At 62.9% G+C, this 18,154-nt stretch carries 20 protein-coding genes; 12 read left to right on the forward strand and 8 right to left on the reverse strand.

Going from position 1 to position 18,154, the window contains the following annotated elements; all coding sequences use genetic code 11:
• Positions 1-13: 13 nt before the first annotated feature.
• The gene (locus tag LU684_RS20265; protein WP_016488550.1) at positions 14-937 is read right to left on the reverse strand and encodes a LysR family transcriptional regulator; all 924 of its coding nucleotides are present in this window, start codon (positions 935-937) and stop codon (positions 14-16) included.
• Between the two features lie 48 nt (positions 938-985).
• Here LU684_RS20265 and LU684_RS20270 point away from each other — a divergent pair, with 48 nt between their 5' ends.
• From LU684_RS20270 to LU684_RS20285, 4 genes are all read left to right on the forward strand, one after another.
• The gene (locus LU684_RS20270; protein WP_031311949.1) at positions 986-1,300 is read left to right on the forward strand and encodes a hypothetical protein; all 315 of its coding nucleotides are present in this window, start codon (positions 986-988) and stop codon (positions 1,298-1,300) included.
• 107 nt (positions 1,301-1,407) lie between these two features.
• Positions 1,408-2,007, forward strand: coding sequence for an FMN-dependent NADH-azoreductase (locus LU684_RS20275; RefSeq protein ID WP_232894974.1), 600 nt, complete (start codon positions 1,408-1,410; stop codon positions 2,005-2,007).
• A gap of 229 nt (positions 2,008-2,236) precedes the next feature.
• Positions 2,237-3,112 carry a carboxylate/amino acid/amine transporter gene (locus LU684_RS20280; RefSeq protein WP_016488548.1) on the forward strand — a complete coding sequence of 292 codons (876 nt, stop codon included), beginning with the start codon at positions 2,237-2,239 and terminating at the stop codon, positions 3,110-3,112.
• Position 3,113: 1 nt separating this feature from the next.
• Entirely contained in the window at positions 3,114-4,049 is a 936-nt protein-coding gene (locus LU684_RS20285; RefSeq protein WP_016488547.1) for an AEC family transporter, read from the forward strand.
• Between the two features lie 108 nt (positions 4,050-4,157).
• Here LU684_RS20285 and LU684_RS20290 read toward each other — a convergent pair whose 3' ends face one another.
• A complete protein-coding gene (locus tag LU684_RS20290) occupies positions 4,158-5,459 on the reverse strand; it encodes a mechanosensitive ion channel family protein (RefSeq protein ID WP_232894975.1) in 1,302 nt (433 codons plus the stop codon).
• 103 nt (positions 5,460-5,562) lie between these two features.
• Between LU684_RS20290 and LU684_RS20295 the strand changes: the two genes are divergently transcribed.
• Positions 5,563-6,924, forward strand: a complete 1,362-nt coding sequence (locus tag LU684_RS20295) for a DEAD/DEAH box helicase (protein WP_016488545.1) — start codon at positions 5,563-5,565, stop codon at positions 6,922-6,924.
• Between the two features lie 121 nt (positions 6,925-7,045).
• Here LU684_RS20295 and LU684_RS20300 read toward each other — a convergent pair whose 3' ends face one another.
• The 3 genes from LU684_RS20300 to LU684_RS20310 all read right to left on the reverse strand — a co-directional run bounded on the left by LU684_RS20300 (position 7,046) and on the right by LU684_RS20310 (position 7,996).
• Positions 7,046-7,318, reverse strand: coding sequence for a hypothetical protein (locus tag LU684_RS20300; RefSeq protein ID WP_096426618.1), 273 nt, complete (start codon positions 7,316-7,318; stop codon positions 7,046-7,048).
• A gap of 89 nt (positions 7,319-7,407) precedes the next feature.
• Positions 7,408-7,701 carry an addiction module antidote protein gene (locus LU684_RS20305; RefSeq protein WP_191086862.1) on the reverse strand — a complete coding sequence of 98 codons (294 nt, stop codon included), beginning with the start codon at positions 7,699-7,701 and terminating at the stop codon, positions 7,408-7,410.
• Entirely contained in the window at positions 7,694-7,996 is a 303-nt protein-coding gene (locus LU684_RS20310; RefSeq protein WP_016488542.1) for a type II toxin-antitoxin system RelE/ParE family toxin, read from the reverse strand. The genes LU684_RS20305 and LU684_RS20310 overlap by 8 nt, the downstream gene beginning before the upstream one ends.
• A 175-nt stretch (positions 7,997-8,171) precedes the next feature.
• Between LU684_RS20310 and LU684_RS20315 the strand changes: the two genes are divergently transcribed.
• Together LU684_RS20315 and LU684_RS20320 are read left to right on the forward strand one after the other, a co-directional pair.
• Entirely contained in the window at positions 8,172-8,567 is a 396-nt protein-coding gene (locus LU684_RS20315; protein ID WP_016498447.1) for a hypothetical protein, read from the forward strand.
• A 106-nt stretch (positions 8,568-8,673) separates the two neighbouring features.
• Positions 8,674-9,600 (forward strand): DMT family transporter, encoded by a 927-nt coding sequence (locus tag LU684_RS20320; protein WP_016488540.1) that lies wholly within the window; start codon positions 8,674-8,676, stop codon positions 9,598-9,600.
• Between the two features lie 47 nt (positions 9,601-9,647).
• On the opposite strand, the gene LU684_RS20325 is transcribed toward LU684_RS20320, so the two are convergent.
• Positions 9,648-10,817 carry an MFS transporter gene (locus tag LU684_RS20325; protein ID WP_096426616.1) on the reverse strand — a complete coding sequence of 390 codons (1,170 nt, stop codon included), beginning with the start codon at positions 10,815-10,817 and terminating at the stop codon, positions 9,648-9,650.
• A gap of 106 nt (positions 10,818-10,923) precedes the next feature.
• Between LU684_RS20325 and ptrR the strand changes: the two genes are divergently transcribed.
• Both ptrR and LU684_RS30530 read left to right on the forward strand, forming a co-directional pair.
• Positions 10,924-11,817 (forward strand): putrescine utilization regulator PtrR, encoded by an 894-nt coding sequence (gene ptrR / locus LU684_RS20330; RefSeq protein ID WP_016488538.1) that lies wholly within the window; start codon positions 10,924-10,926, stop codon positions 11,815-11,817.
• Between the two features lie 124 nt (positions 11,818-11,941).
• Positions 11,942-12,070, forward strand: a complete 129-nt coding sequence (locus LU684_RS30530) for a PA1414 family protein (RefSeq protein ID WP_009683677.1) — start codon at positions 11,942-11,944, stop codon at positions 12,068-12,070.
• A 98-nt stretch (positions 12,071-12,168) separates the two neighbouring features.
• Here LU684_RS30530 and LU684_RS20335 read toward each other — a convergent pair whose 3' ends face one another.
• The gene (locus LU684_RS20335) at positions 12,169-13,548 is read right to left on the reverse strand and encodes a sodium:solute symporter (protein ID WP_016488537.1); all 1,380 of its coding nucleotides are present in this window, start codon (positions 13,546-13,548) and stop codon (positions 12,169-12,171) included.
• Between the two features lie 131 nt (positions 13,549-13,679).
• On the reverse strand, positions 13,680-14,630 hold the full coding sequence (gene speB, locus LU684_RS20340; protein WP_016498452.1) for an agmatinase: 951 nt from the start codon (positions 14,628-14,630) through the stop codon (positions 13,680-13,682).
• A 225-nt stretch (positions 14,631-14,855) separates the two neighbouring features.
• On the opposite strand from speB, the gene LU684_RS20345 reads away from it, so the two are divergent.
• From LU684_RS20345 to LU684_RS20355, 3 genes are all read left to right on the forward strand, one after another.
• Positions 14,856-15,749, forward strand: coding sequence for a LysR family transcriptional regulator (locus LU684_RS20345; protein WP_016488535.1), 894 nt, complete (start codon positions 14,856-14,858; stop codon positions 15,747-15,749).
• A 136-nt stretch (positions 15,750-15,885) separates the two neighbouring features.
• On the forward strand, positions 15,886-17,451 hold the full coding sequence (locus LU684_RS20350) for a methyl-accepting chemotaxis protein (RefSeq protein ID WP_210668652.1): 1,566 nt from the start codon (positions 15,886-15,888) through the stop codon (positions 17,449-17,451).
• Positions 17,452-17,515: 64 nt separating this feature from the next.
• A complete protein-coding gene (locus LU684_RS20355) occupies positions 17,516-18,115 on the forward strand; it encodes a tRNA-uridine aminocarboxypropyltransferase (protein WP_232894977.1) in 600 nt (199 codons plus the stop codon).
• Positions 18,116-18,154 lie beyond the last annotated feature (39 nt).

Here is an 18,154-nt window from a genome sequence, read left to right on the forward strand (position 1 = left end):
GGGCGCGGTCCTCTCAGGCTTGCGGGGGGGCTGCGAAGGGCACGTCCAGTGGCGCGGTGTCGAAGTTGCGCAGCAGCTCGATGAGAATCTGCGTGGCCGGGCCCAGGGTCTTCTCTTTGCTCGAATAAAGGTAGAACAGTGGGTGGCGGCTGCCACCCTGATCCAGCGGCAATGGTTTGAGCACACCTTCGCGCAGTTCGCGCTCGATCATGTGTCGGGGCAGCCAGGCAAAGCCCAGGCCGCTGCTGACAAAGGTGGAGGCGGTGCCCAGGCTGCCGACCGTCCAGCGCTGCTCTGCACCCAGCCAGCCAACGTCGCGTGGCTGCGCGCGGCCGGAGTCGCGGATGACCACCTGTAGCTGGCTTTCCAGGTCCTGGAAGGTGAGTTCCCTGCCCAGCCGGTGAAGGCTGTGTTCAGGGTGGGCGACGGCGACGAACTCCACCGCGCTCAGTTCGGCGCCCAGGTAGCCGCCAATGCTGTAGCTGCTGATGGCCAGGTCGGCGATGCCTTCGTGCATCACTTCCTCTACGCCAGACAACACCTCTTCACGCAGGCGCACCCGGCAGCCGCGGCTTTGCGGCATGAACGCGGCCAGGGCACGTACCAGGCGGGCACTGGGGTAGGCGGCATCGACCACCAGGCGCACCTCGGCTTCCCAGCCTTGTTCCATATGGTGGGCGAGGTCTTCGAGCTGGCTGGCCTGCTTGACCAGGTGGCGAGAGCGACGCAACAACACGTTGCCCGCCTCGGTGAGCACCGCCTTGCGGCCGTCGATGCGCAGCAGTGGCACACCCAGTTGTTCCTGCATGCGGGCCACGGTGTAGCTGACCGAGGACTGCGAGCGGTGCAGTGCCTCGGCGGCCTGGGCAAACCCGCCGTGATCGACCACTGCTTGCAGGGTTCGCCACTGGTCAAGGGTTACGCGCGGCGCTTTCATCTTTCGCTCCTGTTGTCCTAAGCTGCGCTCTTTCAAGGAGAGCGGCCCATGAAGAAATATTGTGCGGCAATACTGATGTGCCTGCCCCTCGGGGCCATGGCCTATCCCATCGATGTGGAAAAGGAACTGACCGGGGTCAAGCTGGACTACACCGCCTATGACACGGCCTACGACATCGGCGCCATTACCCTCAACAACTATGGGCAAGTGCCGGCGGCGTGCAAGGTGACCTTCCGCAATGGCCCGGAGGCACCGCGGGTACGCCGGGTGAACGTGCCGGCCGGTAAAAGCGTGGATGTCACTGCCAAATTCAACAGGCAGATCATCAAACTACGGATCGCCGTGAACTGCAGCCCGGAATAAACTGATTAATCGATTGATTGAACCCACTTTTTACGCTTTTTTATCGATAGGTCAAGCCTTAATCTCACCTCCATCGAATCGCACCCTTTTCGCCGATGGAGGCACCCATGTCCCGCGTACTGATCATCGAAAGCAGCGCCCGCCAGCAGGATTCCGTTTCTCGTCAGCTGACCCGTGATTTCATCCAGCAATGGCAGGCCGCTCACCCGGCTGATCAGATTACTGTGCGTGACCTGGCCGTGAACCCGGTGCCGCACCTGGACGCCAACCTGCTGGGTGGGTGGATGAAGCCGGAAGAACAGCGCAGCGCCGCCGAACTTGAGGCCCTGGCCCGTTCCAATGAATTGACTGATGAATTGCTGGCCGCCGACGTGCTGGTGATGGCTGCGCCCATGTACAACTTCACCATCCCCAGCACCCTCAAGGCTTGGCTGGACCACGTATTGCGTGCCGGCATCACCTTCAAGTACACCCCCACCGGCCCGCAGGGCCTGCTGACCGGCAAGCGCGCCGTGGTCCTGACTGCCCGTGGCGGTATCCATGCGGGCGCCGCCAGCGACCATCAGGAACCGTACCTGCGCCAGGTGATGGCGTTCATCGGCATTCATGATGTCGACTTCATCCATGCCGAAGGCCTGAACATGAGTGGCGAATTCCACGAGAAAGGCGTCAACCAGGCCAAGGCCAGGCTGGCGGCAGTGGCCTGAGGTTTACTGAATTCCCAACCCTGACACCTGTTTTTGCTCCTTTGGGTGTACTGCCCGGCCAATGGCCGGGCTTTTTTTGTGACTCTACTGAGCTTTGTAGTGCTCGCGATGCGCCGCGCGGGCGGCGCTCGATTTATGCCCTAACAAAAAAACCATGACAGGCACCTGAATGGTTGAACTCATTCGGCGCAACCCGCTAAGGTCGCGGCCTTGATTACGAGAGGCAACCATGGGCTACCTGATAATCGTCGCGCTGATCCAGGCGTTTTCCTTCAGCCTGATCGGCGAGTACCTGGCCGGGCACGTCGACAGCTACTTCGCCGTGCTCGCACGGGTGCTGCTGGCCGGCCTGGTGTTCCTGCCGCTGACCCGCTGGCGCCAGGTCGAACCGCGCTTCATGCGCTCGATGCTGCTGATCGGCGCACTGCAGTATGGCATCACCTACGTCTGCCTGTACCTGAGCTTCCGCGTACTCACGGTGCCTGAGGTGCTGCTGTTCACCATCCTCACGCCGTTGCACGTGACGCTGATCGAAGACGCCATGAACCGGCGTTTCAACCCATGGGCACTGCTGGCGGCGCTGGTGGCGGTAGCCGGTGCCGCGGTGATCCGCTTCGACAGCATCAGCGGCGAGTTTTTCATCGGGTTCCTGCTGCTGCAACTGGCCAACTTCACCTATGCCGCCGGCCAGGTGCTGTACCGCCACCTGGTCGCGCGCAACCCCAGTGACCTGCCGCACTACGCGCGTTTTGGCTACTTCTACCTGGGCGCCTTGCTGGTGGTGCTGCCGGCCTTCCTGCTGTTCGGCAATGCCCAGCACCTGCCGAGTACCGATGTGCAATGGCTGGTGCTGTTGTTCCTGGGCCTGTGCCCGACGGCGCTGGGCCTGTACTGGTGGAACAAGGGCGCGTGCATGGTTTCTGGCGGCACGCTGGCGGTCATGAACAACCTGCATGTGCCGGTGGGGTTGCTCCTGAACCTGCTGATCTGGAACCAGCACGAGCCGCTGGGGCGGCTGTTCATCGGCGGTGCGATCATCCTGGCGTCCGTGTGGCTGAGCCGGTTGGGCGCACGCGCGCAGGCACCGCTGGCCGGCAAGGCCTGACATGCACACCATCTTCGTGATTGTTGCGCCGATCTTCGCCCTGATCCTCGTCGGCTATCTGTGCCGCAAGACCAACAAGCTGGGTGACAAGGCCGCCGCCGAAATCAACAGGATGGTGGTATGGCTGTGCCTGCCGGCGTTGCTGTTCAAGGTGACGGCCACTGCCACCTGGAGCGAGATCTGGCACCCGGGGTTCATCGCGGCCTTTGGCACGGGCGCCCTGGCCATGTTCGTGGCCACGCTGTTGTGGCGTCTGAACAGCGGCCATGGCCTGGTGGCGTCGAGCATCGACGGGCTGAGTGCGGGGTATGCCAACACCGGTTACATAGGCATCCCGTTGTGCCTGCTGCTGTTCGGCCAGGCGGGCTTGCAGCCGGCACTGATTTCATCGTTGATCGTGGTGTGCCTGGTGTTCGCCATTTCGCTGACGCTGATCGAGGTCGGGCTACAAGCGGAGCGGCATATCGGTCGCGCCGTGGTGGTCGTTGGCAAGGCATTGGCGAAGAACCCGCTGGTGATTTCGCCGCTGGCGGGGGCTGGCTGGGCCATGAGCGGGTTGGGGCTGGCCGAGCCGGTGCTGCATTTTCTGGACATGCTGGCGTTGGCCACCACGCCGTGCGCGTTGGTATCGCTGGGTGCATTCCTGGCAGAAAAGCGCGCGGGTGCGCAAGCCAGCCCGTGGCCATTGGTGGGCTTGAAGCTGGTGGGGCAGCCGGCGCTGACCTGGGTGCTGGCATACAAGGTATTCAGCCTGCCGAGCATGTGGGCGGCTTCGGCGGTGCTGCTGGCAGCGCTGCCGACCGGCACGGGGCCGTTCATGCTGGCGGAGTATTACAACCGCGAGGCGGGGCTGATTTCGCGGACGATCCTGTTGTCGACCGTGGCGTCGCTGGTGACCTTGACCGGGCTGTTGTACCTGCTGGGTTATGCGGGGTAGCTACTGGCCCATTCGCGGGTTAACCCGCTCCCACAGAATCAGCATTTACGCGGTCATTGTAGGAGCGGCCTTGTGTCGCGAAAGGGCTGCAAAGCAGCCCCGGCAATCTCAAGCCTCGCTCATCTCTTCCAGCCGACGCGACACAGGCTCTTGCGCCGCACGCCCACTCAGCCCCACCCGCATGTCATTGCCACTGGGCTGCTGATACAGGCTCAACCCGAACTCCGGCAACACCGCCAGCAGGTAGTCGAAGATATCCCCCTGGATCCGCTCGTAATCCGCCCACACCGTGGTAGTGGTGAAGCAGTAGATCTCCAGCGGCACGCCTTCGGCCGTGGTCTGCATCTGCCGCACCATGCAGGTCATGTTCGGGTGCACGTTGGGGTGGTTTTTCAGGTAGGCCAGGGCAAAGGCGCGGAAGGTGCCGATGTTGGTCAGCTTGCGGCGGTTAGCCGACAGCTCGGCGACAGGCCCCAGCGCCTCGTTCCAGTTCTGCAGCTCCTGGCGCTTGCCGGCCAGGTAGTCGCCCAGCAGCTGCACCTGGCTCAGGCGCTGCTCCTCTTCGCGGGTCAGAAAGCGTACCCCGGCCGCATCGATGAACAGGCTGCGCTTGATCCGCCGGCCACCGGACTGCTGCATGCCGCGGTAGTTGCGGAACGACTCGCTCATCAGGCGCCAGGTGGGGATGGAGACAATCGTCTTGTCGAAATTCTGCACCTTCACCGTGTGCAGGGTAATGTCCACCACGTCGCCATCGGCACCCACCTGCGGCATTTCGATCCAGTCACCCACGTGCAGCATGTCGTTGCTGGTGAGTTGCACGCTGGCGACGAACGACAGTAGGGTGTCCTTGTACACCAACAGCAGCACCGCCGACATGGCACCCAGGCCCGACAGCAGCAGCAACGGCGAGCGGTCGATCAAGGTGGCGACGATGACGATGGAGGCGAAGATCCACAGCATCATCTTGGCCAGTTGCACATAGCCCTTGATCGAGCGGGTGCGGGCGTGTTCGGTGCGGGCGTAGATGTCGAGCAGGGCATCCAGCAGGCACGACAGCGCCATGGTCATGAACAGCAGGGTAAAGGCCAGGGCCACGTTGCCCAGGAAGTGCTGGGCAGTGTCGGACAGCTCCGGCACCAGCTTCAGGCCGAACTGGATCACCAGCGACGGCGTGGTTTGCGCCAGGCGGTGGAGCACTTTGTTGTGGCGCAGGTCATCCAGCCATTTCAGCGCGGGCTGGCGGGCCAGCAGGCGGGCGCCATGCAGCATCAGGAAGCGCGCCAGGCGGCCGAGGATGAGGGAAATCAGCAGCAGCACCGCCAGGCCAATGGCGGCGTGCAGCATCGGGTGTTGGTCGAGGGTGCCCCACAGGTCGAGGGAGTCACGCCAGATTCGTTGTATATCCATGGGCTTGCATACAGTCTTGTTGCGAAACGAAGGGCCATTAGAGCGCGGATGGCGACAAAGTTGCCAAAAGAAATTCGGCTAAGGCGGCAGAAAACGTTACCCTATGCAACTGAATTTCCCGCACTTGCCTGAGGTTACCTCCGTGTTCTCCCAATTCGCCCTGCATGAACGCCTGCTTAAAGCCGTGGCCGAGCTTAAATTTGTCGAGCCAACCCCGGTGCAGGCCGCGGCCATCCCCCTGGCCCTGCAAGGGCGCGACCTGCGCGTGACCGCGCAGACCGGCAGTGGCAAAACGGCGGCCTTCGTGCTGCCGCTGCTCAATCGCCTGGTTGACCTGAAAGGCGGGCGCGTCGAGATCCGTGCGCTGATCCTGCTGCCGACCCGCGAGCTGGCCCAGCAAACCTTGAAGCAGGTTGAGCTGTTCTCGCAGTTCACCTATATCAAGGCGGGCCTGGTTACCGGCGGCGAGGACTTCAAGGAACAGGCCGCCATGCTGCGCAAGGTGCCGGACGTGCTGATCGGCACCCCGGGTCGCCTGCTTGAGCAGCTCAACGCCGGCAACCTTGACCTGTCCCACGTGCAGGTGCTTATCCTCGACGAAGCCGACCGCATGCTGGACATGGGCTTTGCCGAAGACATGGAGCGACTGTGCAAGGAGTGCGAAAACCGCGAACAGACCCTGCTGTTCTCCGCCACCACCGGTGGCGCGGCCCTGCGCGACATCATCGGCAAGGTGCTGAAAGACCCTGAGCACCTGATGCTCAACAGCGTCTCGCAGCTGGCCGAGGGCACCCGCCAGCAGATCATCACCGCCGACCACGACCAGCACAAAGAGCACATCGTGCAGTGGCTGCTGGCCAACGAAACCTTCGACAAGGCGATCATCTTCACCAACACCCGCGCCATGGCCGACCGTATCTACGGTCACCTGGTGGCCAAGGACGTGAAGGCTTTCGTGCTGCACGGCGAAAAGGACCAGAAAGACCGCAAGCTGGCCATCGAGCGCTTCAAGCAGGGCAGCTCCAAGGTGCTGGTGGCTACCGACGTGGCGGCTCGCGGCCTGGACATCGACGGCTTGGACCTGGTGATCAACTTCGACATGCCTCGTAGCGGTGACGAGTACGTGCACCGCGTGGGCCGTACCGGCCGTGCCGGTGGCGAAGGCCTGGCGATCTCGTTGATTACCCACAACGATTGGAACCTGATGTCGAGCATCGAACGCTACCTCAAGCAGCAGTTCGAGCGCCGTGTCATCAAGGAAGTGAAAGGCACCTACAGCGGGCCGAAGAAGGTCAAGGCCTCGGGTAAGGCTGTTGGCGCCAAGAAGAAGAAAGTTGATAAGAAAACCGGCGACAAGAAAGCTGCCGCCAAGCGCAAGCCAACCGCCAAACCGCGGGCCAACGCACCGCTGGCCAGCGCTGACGGCCTGGCGCCGCTGAAAAAGCGCAAGCCTGCTGTTGAATAAGTAGCGATCAAGGCCCTATTGCCGGCCAGCCAGCTCCCACAGGGAAACCACAGACGCTGAATTCAGCGGACCTGTGGGAGCTGGCTAGCCGGCGATGGAGCTATCGAAGGCAACCCGTCAATCAATCGGCCTTCTTCTCCGCCGTTTTCAGTTCCTTGATCCGCTGGTCTATCAGCTGACACTTGTCGGGCAAGTCCTTGCTCGCCGTTCCTAGATCCATCCCTTGAAGCTCGTCGTTGATCTCCTTCGCCTTCTGCGGGTTCTGCTCGGTCAACTGGGTAACCAACCCGGCCAGCTCTTCACGTTTCTGCGTGGCTTCTTCCGGTGTGCAGGCCCAGGCGGGCAGGGCGCAGGACAGGACAATGACGCAGGTAATCGGCAGCAGCGGTTTCATCCTTTTTACCTCTAGCGGTGGCTATGCGCGGTGGAACGATGCGGCGGCAAGCAAGTTCAACCTTGGCGACCGATGGCGCAGATGCGTTGTCAGCCAGCGAGGTGAGGCCGCGCCGTCATGTCTATTCCCAATGCCTTCATCACGGTCAGAAACGACTTCAGCGTGGGGTTGCCATGATCGCTGAATGACCTGTAAAGCTGCTCTCGGGACAGCCCCGTCTCTTTCGCCAGTTCGCTCATGCCCTTGGCACGTGCAACCACGCCGACAGCTTTAGCGACATAGCTGGCATCGCCGGTTTCAAGTGCATCGGTCATGAACTGCGCGATTGCTTCAGGTGTAGTGAGGTACGCGGCAGGATCGAATTCAGAGAAGGTTTCAGTCATTTTGCATCCTCCACGAACGCAGAATCTGGTGGGCAACCTTGATGTCTCGCTTTTGACTGCTTTTGTCGCCGCCACAGAGCAGAATGACGAAGGTGCTGCCCGTCTGATGGAAGTACACCCGATAGCCGGGACCATAGTGAATTTTGAGCTCACTCACGCCATGGCCTACCGGAGATACGTCGCCAGGCAGACCCTCCATCAACCGGTTGATCCGAGAAATGATTCGGGCTCTGGCGCTTAAGTCCCGTAGTCCGGTCACCCAATGCCTGAAACTGCTGGATTCGATTTTCTTCATCGAGTGAATGTAGTTTATAAACTACACCAGGCGAGGCAGCAAATGGTTTCTGTCTATTGCTACCTACGCGGCTTCAGACCGTGGCATCCATCCAGCCTTCATCTTTCGGAACACCGCTTGCGTCGGCAGGTCCCAACCTGTGTACCCCTTCCGTCCACAGCAGGAGCCCGTAGCCATGAGCATCGCTTACGATTGGGACCTGATCGAACGTTTGCTGCACGAAGTGCAGAACGGCGCCGGTCATAGCTTTACGCCACGCCCCTATGCCGAACAGCACGCCGCGGCCCAGGCCGCCAAGGGTGAGCCGGTGGGGGATCTGGATCACCTTAAAACCCACGCTTGTGAGTATGAAAAGCTGCTGTTCGAGCGTGGCTTCATCGAAAGCCGGCCTGAAGAAGAGGGCGGCAATGGCGAAAACTTTGTGCTGACCGAGCGTGGTTTACGCTTGCTGAGCCTGATCGACAGCAGCATCCCGGGCTTCGAACACCCGCGCCAGGTGCTGGACGAACAGGCGGATGCGCTGGATGAAGCCACCTTCGAACAGGTGTCTTCGAAGGCGCAGATCGCTTGAGGTCGTTTTGAGGCTGGCAACAGCGGGTAGGGAAACCCGATAATCGGTAGCTTCTGAAGACTGCCGAGCCTATGCCCATGCCTGCGAACACCCCAGAGGCCCGCCTATGAGCGCGGTCCGCAAGAACCCTGACGCCTTTGCCTTTCAGGTGATGCTGGGGCTGTGCCTGATCTGGGGTTGCCAGCAGGTGCTGATCAAGACCGCCGCGGTCGACATCGCGCCGGTGATGCAGGCCGCGCTGCGCAATGGCATTGCCGCTGTGCTGGTGGCGCTGATGCTGTGCTGGCGCGGTGGCTGGGAGCAGGTTGGCATCACCTGGCGGGCCGGGTTGCTCGCGGGCGGGTTATTTGGCGTGGAATTCCTGTTCATTGCCGAGGGCCTGAAGCTGACGTCGGCGGCGCACATGTCCGTGTTCCTCTACACCGCGCCGGTTTTTACCGCGTTGGGCCTGCACTTTCGGCTGCCCAGCGAGCGCCTGCGGTTGTTGCAGTGGCTGGGCATTCTGTTGGCCTTCGGTGGCATTGCCATGGCGTTTGCTGGCGGCATGTCGTTCGAGGAAATGGATGGACGCATGCTGCTGGGTGATGCCTTTGGCGTGATCGCCGGGCTGGCCTGGGGCGCTACTACAGTCGTGGTGCGCTGCTCGCGGCTGTCGGAAGCACCGGCTACCTTGACCTTGTTCTATCAGCTGGCGGTGGGGTTTGCAGGCCTGTTGCTGATTGCCTTGCTTAGCGGGCAGATCGGCGCTGTATCGCTGACACCCTTGGCGATGGGCAGTGTGCTGTTCCAGGGCATTGTGGTGTCGTTCATCAGCTACCTGACCTGGTTCTGGTTGCTGCGCAAGTACCTGGCGTCCAACCTGGCGGTGTTTTCGTTCATTACACCGCTGTTCGGGGTGACCTTTGGGGTGCTGCTGCTGGACGAGCCGCTAAGCGTCAATTTCGTGATCGGCGCGCTGTTGGTGTTGCTGGGTGTGGTTCTGGTGAGTGCCGAGCCTTGGGTGAAGCAACAATTGCGCAAGCTGGTGGGTTGAAGGTTGCCTGTGCTGGCCCTATCGCCGGTACAGGCAAAACCAATTAATCAGGCTGAGCGGGTTGCCGCCTGGCAACCTTGGATACGCTGCCCGCTGGAGATCACCAGCACGCCCGCCAGCCCCAGCCCCATCGCCGCCAGCATCAACGCCGGCTGCAGGCCGCCGCTGTAATGGCTGCTGACCGCCGCCAGCAACGGCCCGCTCAACTGCCCCAGGGCAAAGCATGCAGTCAGCAGCCCGGCATTGCGCTGTGTGGCATGCGGGGCCAGCTCCCGCGAGCGTTGCATCACCAATTGCATGCAGGCCAGGAACGGCCCGCCACACAGCACCACACCCAGCGCCAAACCGATCCCGCCGCCCACCAGGCAGGCCAGTACGCCCAGCCCTTGCAACCACAGGGTGGCGGTCAGCCAGGCCGAGGTGCGCCCGTTACGGCGCAAGCTCACCAGCACCACCCCCAGCGCTGCCGCCAGGCCAAACGCCGGCCAGAACAGGTCGGCCATCCACTGCCCGCGGAACTGCTGGTTGGCCATTTGCGACAGGAAAGTGGCCGGCAGGATGTAACCCACGCCGTACAGCGTATATACCAGCGCCAGGCGGCCAATGCCGGCGCTGCGGGCCGGGCCCGGGTGCGCTGGCGAGGGAGTGGGGGCAGCTTGCAGCGCGCGTGGCAGCCAAGGCCGTACGGCCAGCAGCATCACCAGCGCAGCCACGGCGTAGATCAACCACAGTGCTGCCGAACCCAGCCCCAGCAGATGCGCCAGCAGTGCCAACAGCCCGGTCAGGGCAATGCCCAGGCCGGGGCCTGCAAACACCAAGGCACCCAGCCGTTGGCGGTTGTGGGCGTTGGCTACCTGCTGGCTGAGGCTGGTGATCATCACCAGCACCCAGGCACTGGCCACGCCGGTGCCAAAGCGCAGCAGCAGGTGGCTCCAGAAACCGTCGGCGGCCCATGAGGCCAGGGTCAGCAGTACGCACAGCCACAGCCCGCCGTGCAGGCGCAGGCGCACCTGGCCGGGTGTGCGAGCGAACATGGCGTCCACCGCGCCAATGAAATAGCCCAGGTAGTTGGCGGCCGCGACCAGCCCGGCGACCGTCAGATCGAACTGGCCTTCGGCGATCAGGTGCGGCAGTTGCGGTGTGAGGGCGAAACGGCCGATGCCCATGGCCATCATCAACGCCACGGCGCTGGCCAACAGTTGAGTGAGTGGCGACATGACAGGTCTCCTGCGTGGAATTAAGCGATGACTGGCAGGTTAGGGTGGTTTCATTTTCAATAAAATTGAATAATGATGATCAAGTTGTTCTGTTTTGGAGAATGCTGTGGAATTCAGCCAGCTGCGTATCTTTCAGGCTGTGGCCGAGGAAGGCTCAGTCACCCGTGCTGCAGAGCGCCTGCATCGGGTGCCGTCCAACCTGTCCACGCGCCTTCGCCAGCTTGAGGAGCAACTGGGTGTCGAGTTGTTCCTGCGCGAGCGCCAACGGCTGCAGCTGTCGCCGGCGGGCAAGGTGCTGCTGGAGTACGCCAACCGCCTGTCGGCCTTGCGCGACGAGGCGCTGGCCGCTGTACGCGGCGGCGAGCCGGCCGGCGACTTCGTGCTGGGGACCATGTACAGCACGGCTGCCACCCACCTGCCAGCGTTGCTGGCGCGTTATCACCAGGCCTACCCCGCAGTAAACCTGCAGGTGCGCGCAGCGCCCAGCGGCGAGCTGCTGGAGGGCCTGCTTGGCCACACCCTGGACGCTGCCCTGGTGGATGGCCCGCCGAACCTGGCCGGGCTGGATGGCGTGCCGTTGTGCGAGGAACAACTGGTGCTGATCACCAGCCCCGAGCACCCGGCGGTGCAAACCGCCAGGGATGTGGCGGGCAAGGCGGTGTTCACTTTCCGCCAGGGCTGTTCTTACCGCATGCGTCTGGAGGCGTGGTATGCCCATGCCCACACGCCCATGGGCCGGGTGATGGAGATCGAGTCGTACCAGAGCATGCTGGCCTGCGTGATCGCGGGCGCAGGCGTGGCGATGATGGCCCAATCGATGCTCGACAGCCTGCCTGGGCGTGACCGGGTGAGGGTGCACCGGCTGCAGCAGCCGTTCGATCAGGCGGTCACCTGGCTGATGTGGCGTCAGGGCATGCGTGGGGCGAATCTGCAGGCATGGATCGACTTGCAACAAAGCGAAACGATTAACCAGTCGTCGGAATGCGGCGCCAGGGCTTGATCCGCGTCAAAATGGCCCTTATCTGTAAGAGCATTGGCATGCGTAATACAGGACATCAGGCTATGATCTGTATGAACCATCCCAGGATTGATTCGCCGTGAGGCTGACCCGTCAAGGGGGCATTATGAATAAACCACTGTCCAACTGGCTCCACGACCTGGCGGTCGCCCTGGGGCTGATTCCACCACCCTTGCAGCCGGTGCCGATCCCGACTGATGAAGAGCAGCGCAAACGCCAGCCGCGTCGCCGCTGATATAAGACAAAGGCCGCAGCACCTGGTGGGTGCTGCGGCCTTTTTTGTGTCTTGGAGTTTAGTGTTATCCCTGCCGGCGATAGGGCTTGAGGCTAATGTCAGGCCAGATTCACCGCACCGACTGTTTTGCGAGACATCAGGCTAACCGCCACAAAGCTCACCAAGCCGATCGCCAGGCTGTAGTAGATCGGCGTATTGGCCTCCAGCCCGTCTTTGAACATGAACAGCAGCGCGGTGGCAAAGCCCAGCGACATGCTGGCAATCGCGCCAGCGGTGGTTGCACGCTTCCAGAAGATCGCCCCGATCAGCGGGATCAGCATGCCGCCGACCAGCAGGTTGTAGGCCAGGGTCAGCGCGTTGATCACATCGTTGACCATCAGCGCGATGCCCAGCACCACCAGGCCGGTGAGCAGGGTGAACAGGCGGCTCATGCCCAGGCTCGACTGCTTGCCGCCACGCAGCTTGGGCAGCAGGTCCTCGGTCACAGTGGTCGAGGCCGCCAGCAGGCCGGCGCTGGCGGTGGACATCATGGCCGCCAGGGCCGCGGCCATCAGCAAGCCACGGATGCCATCGGGCAGGGTGCTCTTGATCATCTCGGCAAAGGCATTGTTCGGGTTGGCCAGGTCGGGCATCAGCACATGCGCGGCCATGCCGATGGCGGCGCAGGCCAGGCCGTACACCACACAGTACACACCGGCGACGGTACCGGCACGCTGGCAAACCTTTTCGTCACGCGCAGTGAACACCCGCTGCCAGATGTCCTGGCCAATGAGGATGCCGAAGAAGTAGATCAGGAAGTAGGTGATGATGGTGTCCCAGCCAATGGTGGTCAGCTGGAAGCTGGCCGCTGGCAACTTGGCCACCAAGGTGTCCCAGCCACCTGCCTTGTACAGGCACACGGGCAACAGGATGAACATCAGGCCGACTGTCTTGATCACGAACTGGACGATGTCGGTAAGGGTCAGCGACCACATGCCGCCAATGGTGGAGTACAGCACCACCACACCGCCGCCGAGCAGCAGCGAAGCCCAGAAGGGCAGGTCCAGCAGCACCTGCAATACGGTGGCCATGGCCAGTGTCGAGGTGACGCCGATCATCAGCGCATAGGCCAGCATGATCACGGCGCTGGCCTGGCGTGCGGTCGGGTTGTAGCGTTGCTCAAGCACTTGGGTCACGGTGAAGATGCGCAGGCGCAGCAGCGGTTTGGCCAGGAACAGGTTGATGGCGATGATGCCCAGGCCAAGGGCCGCGCATAGCCAGAAGCCGGAGATGCCATGGACGTAGCCCAGGCGCACGGTGCCCACGGTAGAAGCACCACCAAGCACGGTGGTGGCCATGGTGCCCATGTACAGCACAGGGCCCAGGTTGCGCCCGGCTACCAGGTAGTCTTCATGGGTTTTTGCACGTCGCATGCCGTACCAGCCAAGCCCGAGCATGCCGGCGGTGTAGATCATTACAACAATGATGTCCAAGGCCATTGGGGTTCTCCCGATTATCTTTATTATGGCGAGATCGACCACGCGGGCGGCCACGGCCGCCGGCGGTCTTGTCGTGTTGTTGGCGGGCCTCTGTGGCCCTCCCTCATGGCTCCTGCCGGGGTGTAGCGGTGTTAACGACGCACGACGCCCGGAAGCACGCAGAGCATCTCGAACAGCAGGTTGGCACCGAGCAGCGAGGTATTGCCGGTGGTGTCGTAAGGCGGGGAGACTTCGACGAGGTCACAACCGATCAGGTCCAGGCCGTGGCAGCCGCGAATGATCTCCATCGCCTGGATGGTGGTCAAGCCGCCGATTTCCGGGGTGCCGGTACCGGGCGCCCAGGCCGGGTCGATGCCGTCGATGTCGAACGACAGGTACACCGGGCCGCCGCCGACCTTTTCCCGCACTTCGGCCATCAGCGGTTCCAGCGACTTGTGCCAGCACTCTTCGGCCTGGACCACGCGGAAGCCCTGGCGGCGGCTCCAGTTGAAGTCATCGGCGGTGTAGCCCTGGGCGCGCAGGCCGATCTGTACCACACGGTCGCAATCGAGCAGGCCTTCTTCCACGGCGCGGCGGAAGGTGGTGCCGTGGGCGATCTTCTCGCCGAACATGTGGTCGTTGACGTCGGCGTGGGCGTCGATGTGCACGAGCCCGATCTTGCCGTGCTTCTTGTGCAGCGCCCGCAGGATCGGCAGGGTGATGGTGTGGTCGCCGCCCAGGGTCATCGGGATGACATTGTGCTCGACGATTTCGTCGTAGGCTTCTTCGATGATGCGTACGGCGTCCAGCAGGTTGAAGGTGTTGATCGCCACGTCACCGATGTCGGCCACCGACAGCGAGTCGAACGGTGCGGCCCCGGTGGCCATGTTGTAGGGGCGGATCATCACCGACTCGGCGCGGATCTGCCGCGGGCCGAAACGGGTGCCGGAACGCAGCGAGGTACCGATGTCCAGGGGCACGCCGATGAAGGCAGCATCCAGGCCTTGGGCACTTTGCAGGTGGGGGAGACGGAGCATGGTGGCGATGCCGCCGAAACGCGGCATTTCGTTGCCGCCCAGTGGTTGGTGGAGAGTCTTGTCCACGGTGGGCCTCATCAGTCGGTCGATTGTTGTGTTTGTTCGAACCTGTGCCGCCGCGCGCCTCTCACGTGTGGTTTTGCCGGCGGGCAGGGACATTTCGGCCAAGTCTGCTGAAGGTAGTGCCGGGGAAGAATCGCTACCGACAAATACTTAGTTCAGGAATTTCTGAACTAAAGACGGGCAGAGCGGTTAGACTGCGCGCAAATACACCTGCGGAACCGTTGCACCATGGCCTCGACCTTGCCCGACCTGAAACTGCTGCGCATCTTTGTCAGCGTGGTGCGCCACCAGGGCTTTGCCAACGCCCAGCGCGAGTTGAACCTGTCGACCTCGGCCATCAGCACCTACATGAGCCAGTTGGAGGGCGCGCTGGGCATCGTGCTGTGCCACCGCGGCCGTGGCGGTTTCAGCCTGACCAGCAAGGGCGAGCTGTTCCACCAGGAGACCCTGCGGCTTCTGGCCGAACTGGATGGCTTCGAGCAGTATGCCGCTGCCCTCAAGGGCGAGTTGCGTGGCACCCTCAACCTCGGGGTTATCGACTCCACGGTCGGCGACCGGGCCTTGCCGTTGGCCGAAGCCATCGGCGCCTACAGCCAGGAGCACCCGGCGGTGCACCTGCACCTGTCGGTGTCCAGCCCTTACGAGCTGCAACTGGGCGTGCAGGACAACCGACTGGACCTGGCCATCGGTGCGTTCTCCTCGCGCATGAGCGGCCTGCTCTACCAGCCGTTGTACCGTGAACAGCACTGGCTGTATTGCAGCAGCCGCCACCCGTTGTATACCGAGCGGCGCATCCCCGAGCCGGTAGTGACGCAGCAGCGCATGGTCGGGCGCGGCTACTGGAGCCAGGCCGAGCTGGCCCGGCATGGCTTCAAGCACAGCGCGGCGACGGTGGAGAGTATGGAAGCGCAGTTGATCCTGATCCTGTCCGGCGCCTATATCGGGTACTTGCCCGAGCACTATGCCCAGGCTTGGGTCGACAAGGGGGATTTGCGCGTGTTGTCGCCGTCCACCTTTGGCTACCAGGCGCCGTTCTCGCTGATCATTCGCCGTGGGCGTAGCCGTGAACCGCTGATCCAGACCTTCCGTGATCTGTTGAAAAGCCAGTTGAACGTGGGCTGAGCAGCGACGCATTCATGCATTCCGTCGGGCGACGTTAAATTCCGGCAAAAGCTGACCGCTAACCTGATAGCGCTCTGCTACATATCAACTTGCGCTGATGATTTTCCCCTTATTTCATCCTGCAAGGATCGCCCCGATGCGCATGAATTTGCCCGTCACTGAGCACGAAAGAACCTTCTCAAGCGATCAACGCCTGATTTCCACGACTGACCTCAACAGCCGCATCACCTACTGCAACGAAGCCTTCGTGGCGATCAGCGGATTTACCTATGACGAGCTGGTCGGCCAACCGCACAACCTGGTGCGTCACCCGGACATGCCTGCATCGGTGTTCGGGCATATGTGGGACACGATCAAGCAGGGCAAGCCGTGGATGGGGGTGGTCAAGAACCGGGCGAAGAATGGTGATTACTACTGGGTCAGCGCTTACGTCACGGCCATCTACGAGCAGGGCCGCATCAGTGGTTACGAGTCGGTGCGCTCGGTGCCCACGCGTGAGCAGATCCGCCGCGCCGAGGCGCTCTATGCGCGCCTGCGGGCCGACCGCGCAGCTGTGCCCTGGGCGGCGCGGCTGGGGCGTGGGTTAGCCCATGGCTGGCCGTTGATAGCCGCAGGTCTGGTATCGGCAGGCGGTTACTTGTGGCTGCCGGCCTATGCAGCACTTGGGGTGCTGATGGCCAGCCTGCTGTTGGCCTGGTACCTCGTCGAGCACCGGCAGAACCAGGCCATCCGCCGCACGTTGGCCGAGCATCCCAAAGCCTTCACCAGCCCGCTGGTGGCGCTGACTTACAGCGACAACCCGGGCCTGCAGGGCCAGCTTGACCTGGCCATCATCAGCGAGGAAGCGCGCTTGCAAACAGCCCTGACCCGCCTGGTGGACGCTGGCGTCGGGGTAAAGTCGCGGGCTGCGCAGTCCTCAGATTTGTCCGATGCCCAGGCGCAGATGCTTGACCGCCAGCGCAGCGAGACCGACCAGTCGGCCACGGCCATTGCGCAGATGGCCGCAACCATCCAGCAGGTCACTCACAACGTGCAGAGCACGGCGCATGCGGCTGGCGATGCCGACCAACTGGCGCAGCATGGCAGCGAGCTCGCGCTGCAGAGCCTCAAGGCCATGGGCAGCATGAGCGATGCCGTCAACGACATCGGTCAGGCGGTCAATGCCCTGGCCGAGCAGACCCAGTCCATCGGCAGCGTGGTCGATGTGATTACCTCGATTGCCGAGCAGACCAACCTGTTGGCGCTCAACGCTGCCATCGAGGCGGCGCGCGCGGGTGAGCAGGGGCGGGGTTTTGCCGTGGTGGCCGATGAAGTGCGTTCGCTGGCACAACGTACCCGTGCATCGACCGACGAGATTCACCACATCATTGCTTCGTTGCGCGCGGGCGCGGAACGGGCGGTTAGCACCGCCAGCCGGGGTGAGCAGATCTCGCGGGACAGCGTGCACAGCGTCGAGGCGGTGCAGACGGCGTTGAGCGGGATTGCCCAGGCGGTCAGCCGCATCACCGGCATGAGCCAGCAGATGGCGACGGCGTCGGAGCAGCAAAGCCATGTGGCCGAGGACATCAACCAGCAGATCGTGAGAATTGCCCAGCTGTGTGACCAGAGTGCCGGGCAGGCCAGGCAGGGTGCAGAAATCAGCCAGGACCTGGAGCGCATGGCGGAATACCTGCATAGCCTGGCGGAGCGCTTCAACCGCTGAGATCGCTGGGGCCGCAAAGCGGGCCCCGGTTCTGTGGCACACTGTTCCCGCCAAGGAGAACCCCATGCCCAGACCCCGCTGCGAGCGCTGCCAGCGCCCGCTCGACCATTGCCTCTGCCCACTGATCCCCGCGCTCGACAGCCGCACCCGCGTCATCCTGCTGCAGCACCCCAGTGAAACCGCCCATGCCCTGAACACTGCGCGCCTTGCTGCCCTTGGCCTGAACAACGCCGAGCTGCGGGTGGGCGAGGTATTCGATGATCTGGGTGAATTGCTGGCAACGCCTGGTTACCGGCCGGCCTTGCTGTTCCCGGGCGATGACGCTCAGGTGCTGACAGCCTATGGCAAGGTCGATGACACGCCGTTGCTGCTGATCGTGCCCGACGGCACCTGGCGCAAGGCGCGCAAGCTGCTGTACATGAACCCGCTGCTGGAAGGGTTGCCGAGGGTGACGCTGTGGGCAGTCGCGCCTTCGCGTTATCGGCTGCGCAAGGCGCCGGAGGCGGGGGCGCTATCGACCATAGAGGCAGTGGTGGGGGCTTTGAATGCGTTGGAGCAACCTGCCAGCTTCGATGCGCTGCTGGCGCCGTTCGAGGCGTTGATCGAGGGGCAGATCAGGGCCATGGGGGTGGAGACGTTCCAGCGTAACCATGGTGAGGGTTGAGGTGCCCGTGAGGGCCCTATCGCCGGCAAGCCAGCTCCC

Origin of the sequence: Pseudomonas sp. NMI542_15 (genome assembly GCF_021283425.1) — a bacterium.
Classification (GTDB): Bacteria; Pseudomonadota; Gammaproteobacteria; order Pseudomonadales; family Pseudomonadaceae; genus Aquipseudomonas; species Aquipseudomonas fortuita.

What these genes read in the sequence shown, in the direction of transcription:
- LU684_RS20265 (WP_016488550.1), bottom strand. Translation starts at nt 937, where the DNA reads ATGAAAGCGCCGCGCGTAACCCTTGACCAGTGGCGAACCCTGCAAGCA.
- LU684_RS20270 (WP_031311949.1), top strand. Translation starts at nt 986, where the DNA reads ATGAAGAAATATTGTGCGGCAATACTGATGTGCCTGCCCCTCGGGGCC.
- LU684_RS20275 (WP_232894974.1), top strand. Translation starts at nt 1,408, where the DNA reads ATGTCCCGCGTACTGATCATCGAAAGCAGCGCCCGCCAGCAGGATTCC.
- LU684_RS20280 (WP_016488548.1), top strand. Translation starts at nt 2,237, where the DNA reads ATGGGCTACCTGATAATCGTCGCGCTGATCCAGGCGTTTTCCTTCAGC.
- LU684_RS20285 (WP_016488547.1), top strand. Translation starts at nt 3,114, where the DNA reads ATGCACACCATCTTCGTGATTGTTGCGCCGATCTTCGCCCTGATCCTC.
- LU684_RS20290 (WP_232894975.1), bottom strand. Translation starts at nt 5,459, where the DNA reads ATGGATATACAACGAATCTGGCGTGACTCCCTCGACCTGTGGGGCACC.
- LU684_RS20295 (WP_016488545.1), top strand. Translation starts at nt 5,563, where the DNA reads ATGCAACTGAATTTCCCGCACTTGCCTGAGGTTACCTCCGTGTTCTCC.
- LU684_RS20300 (WP_096426618.1), bottom strand. Translation starts at nt 7,318, where the DNA reads ATGAAACCGCTGCTGCCGATTACCTGCGTCATTGTCCTGTCCTGCGCC.
- LU684_RS20305 (WP_191086862.1), bottom strand. Translation starts at nt 7,701, where the DNA reads ATGACTGAAACCTTCTCTGAATTCGATCCTGCCGCGTACCTCACTACA.
- LU684_RS20310 (WP_016488542.1), bottom strand. Translation starts at nt 7,996, where the DNA reads ATGAAGAAAATCGAATCCAGCAGTTTCAGGCATTGGGTGACCGGACTA.
- LU684_RS20315 (WP_016498447.1), top strand. Translation starts at nt 8,172, where the DNA reads ATGAGCATCGCTTACGATTGGGACCTGATCGAACGTTTGCTGCACGAA.
- LU684_RS20320 (WP_016488540.1), top strand. Translation starts at nt 8,674, where the DNA reads ATGAGCGCGGTCCGCAAGAACCCTGACGCCTTTGCCTTTCAGGTGATG.
- LU684_RS20325 (WP_096426616.1), bottom strand. Translation starts at nt 10,817, where the DNA reads ATGTCGCCACTCACTCAACTGTTGGCCAGCGCCGTGGCGTTGATGATG.
- LU684_RS30530 (WP_009683677.1), top strand. Translation starts at nt 11,942, where the DNA reads ATGAATAAACCACTGTCCAACTGGCTCCACGACCTGGCGGTCGCCCTG.
- LU684_RS20335 (WP_016488537.1), bottom strand. Translation starts at nt 13,548, where the DNA reads ATGGCCTTGGACATCATTGTTGTAATGATCTACACCGCCGGCATGCTC.
- LU684_RS20345 (WP_016488535.1), top strand. Translation starts at nt 14,856, where the DNA reads ATGGCCTCGACCTTGCCCGACCTGAAACTGCTGCGCATCTTTGTCAGC.
- LU684_RS20350 (WP_210668652.1), top strand. Translation starts at nt 15,886, where the DNA reads ATGCGCATGAATTTGCCCGTCACTGAGCACGAAAGAACCTTCTCAAGC.
- LU684_RS20355 (WP_232894977.1), top strand. Translation starts at nt 17,516, where the DNA reads ATGCCCAGACCCCGCTGCGAGCGCTGCCAGCGCCCGCTCGACCATTGC.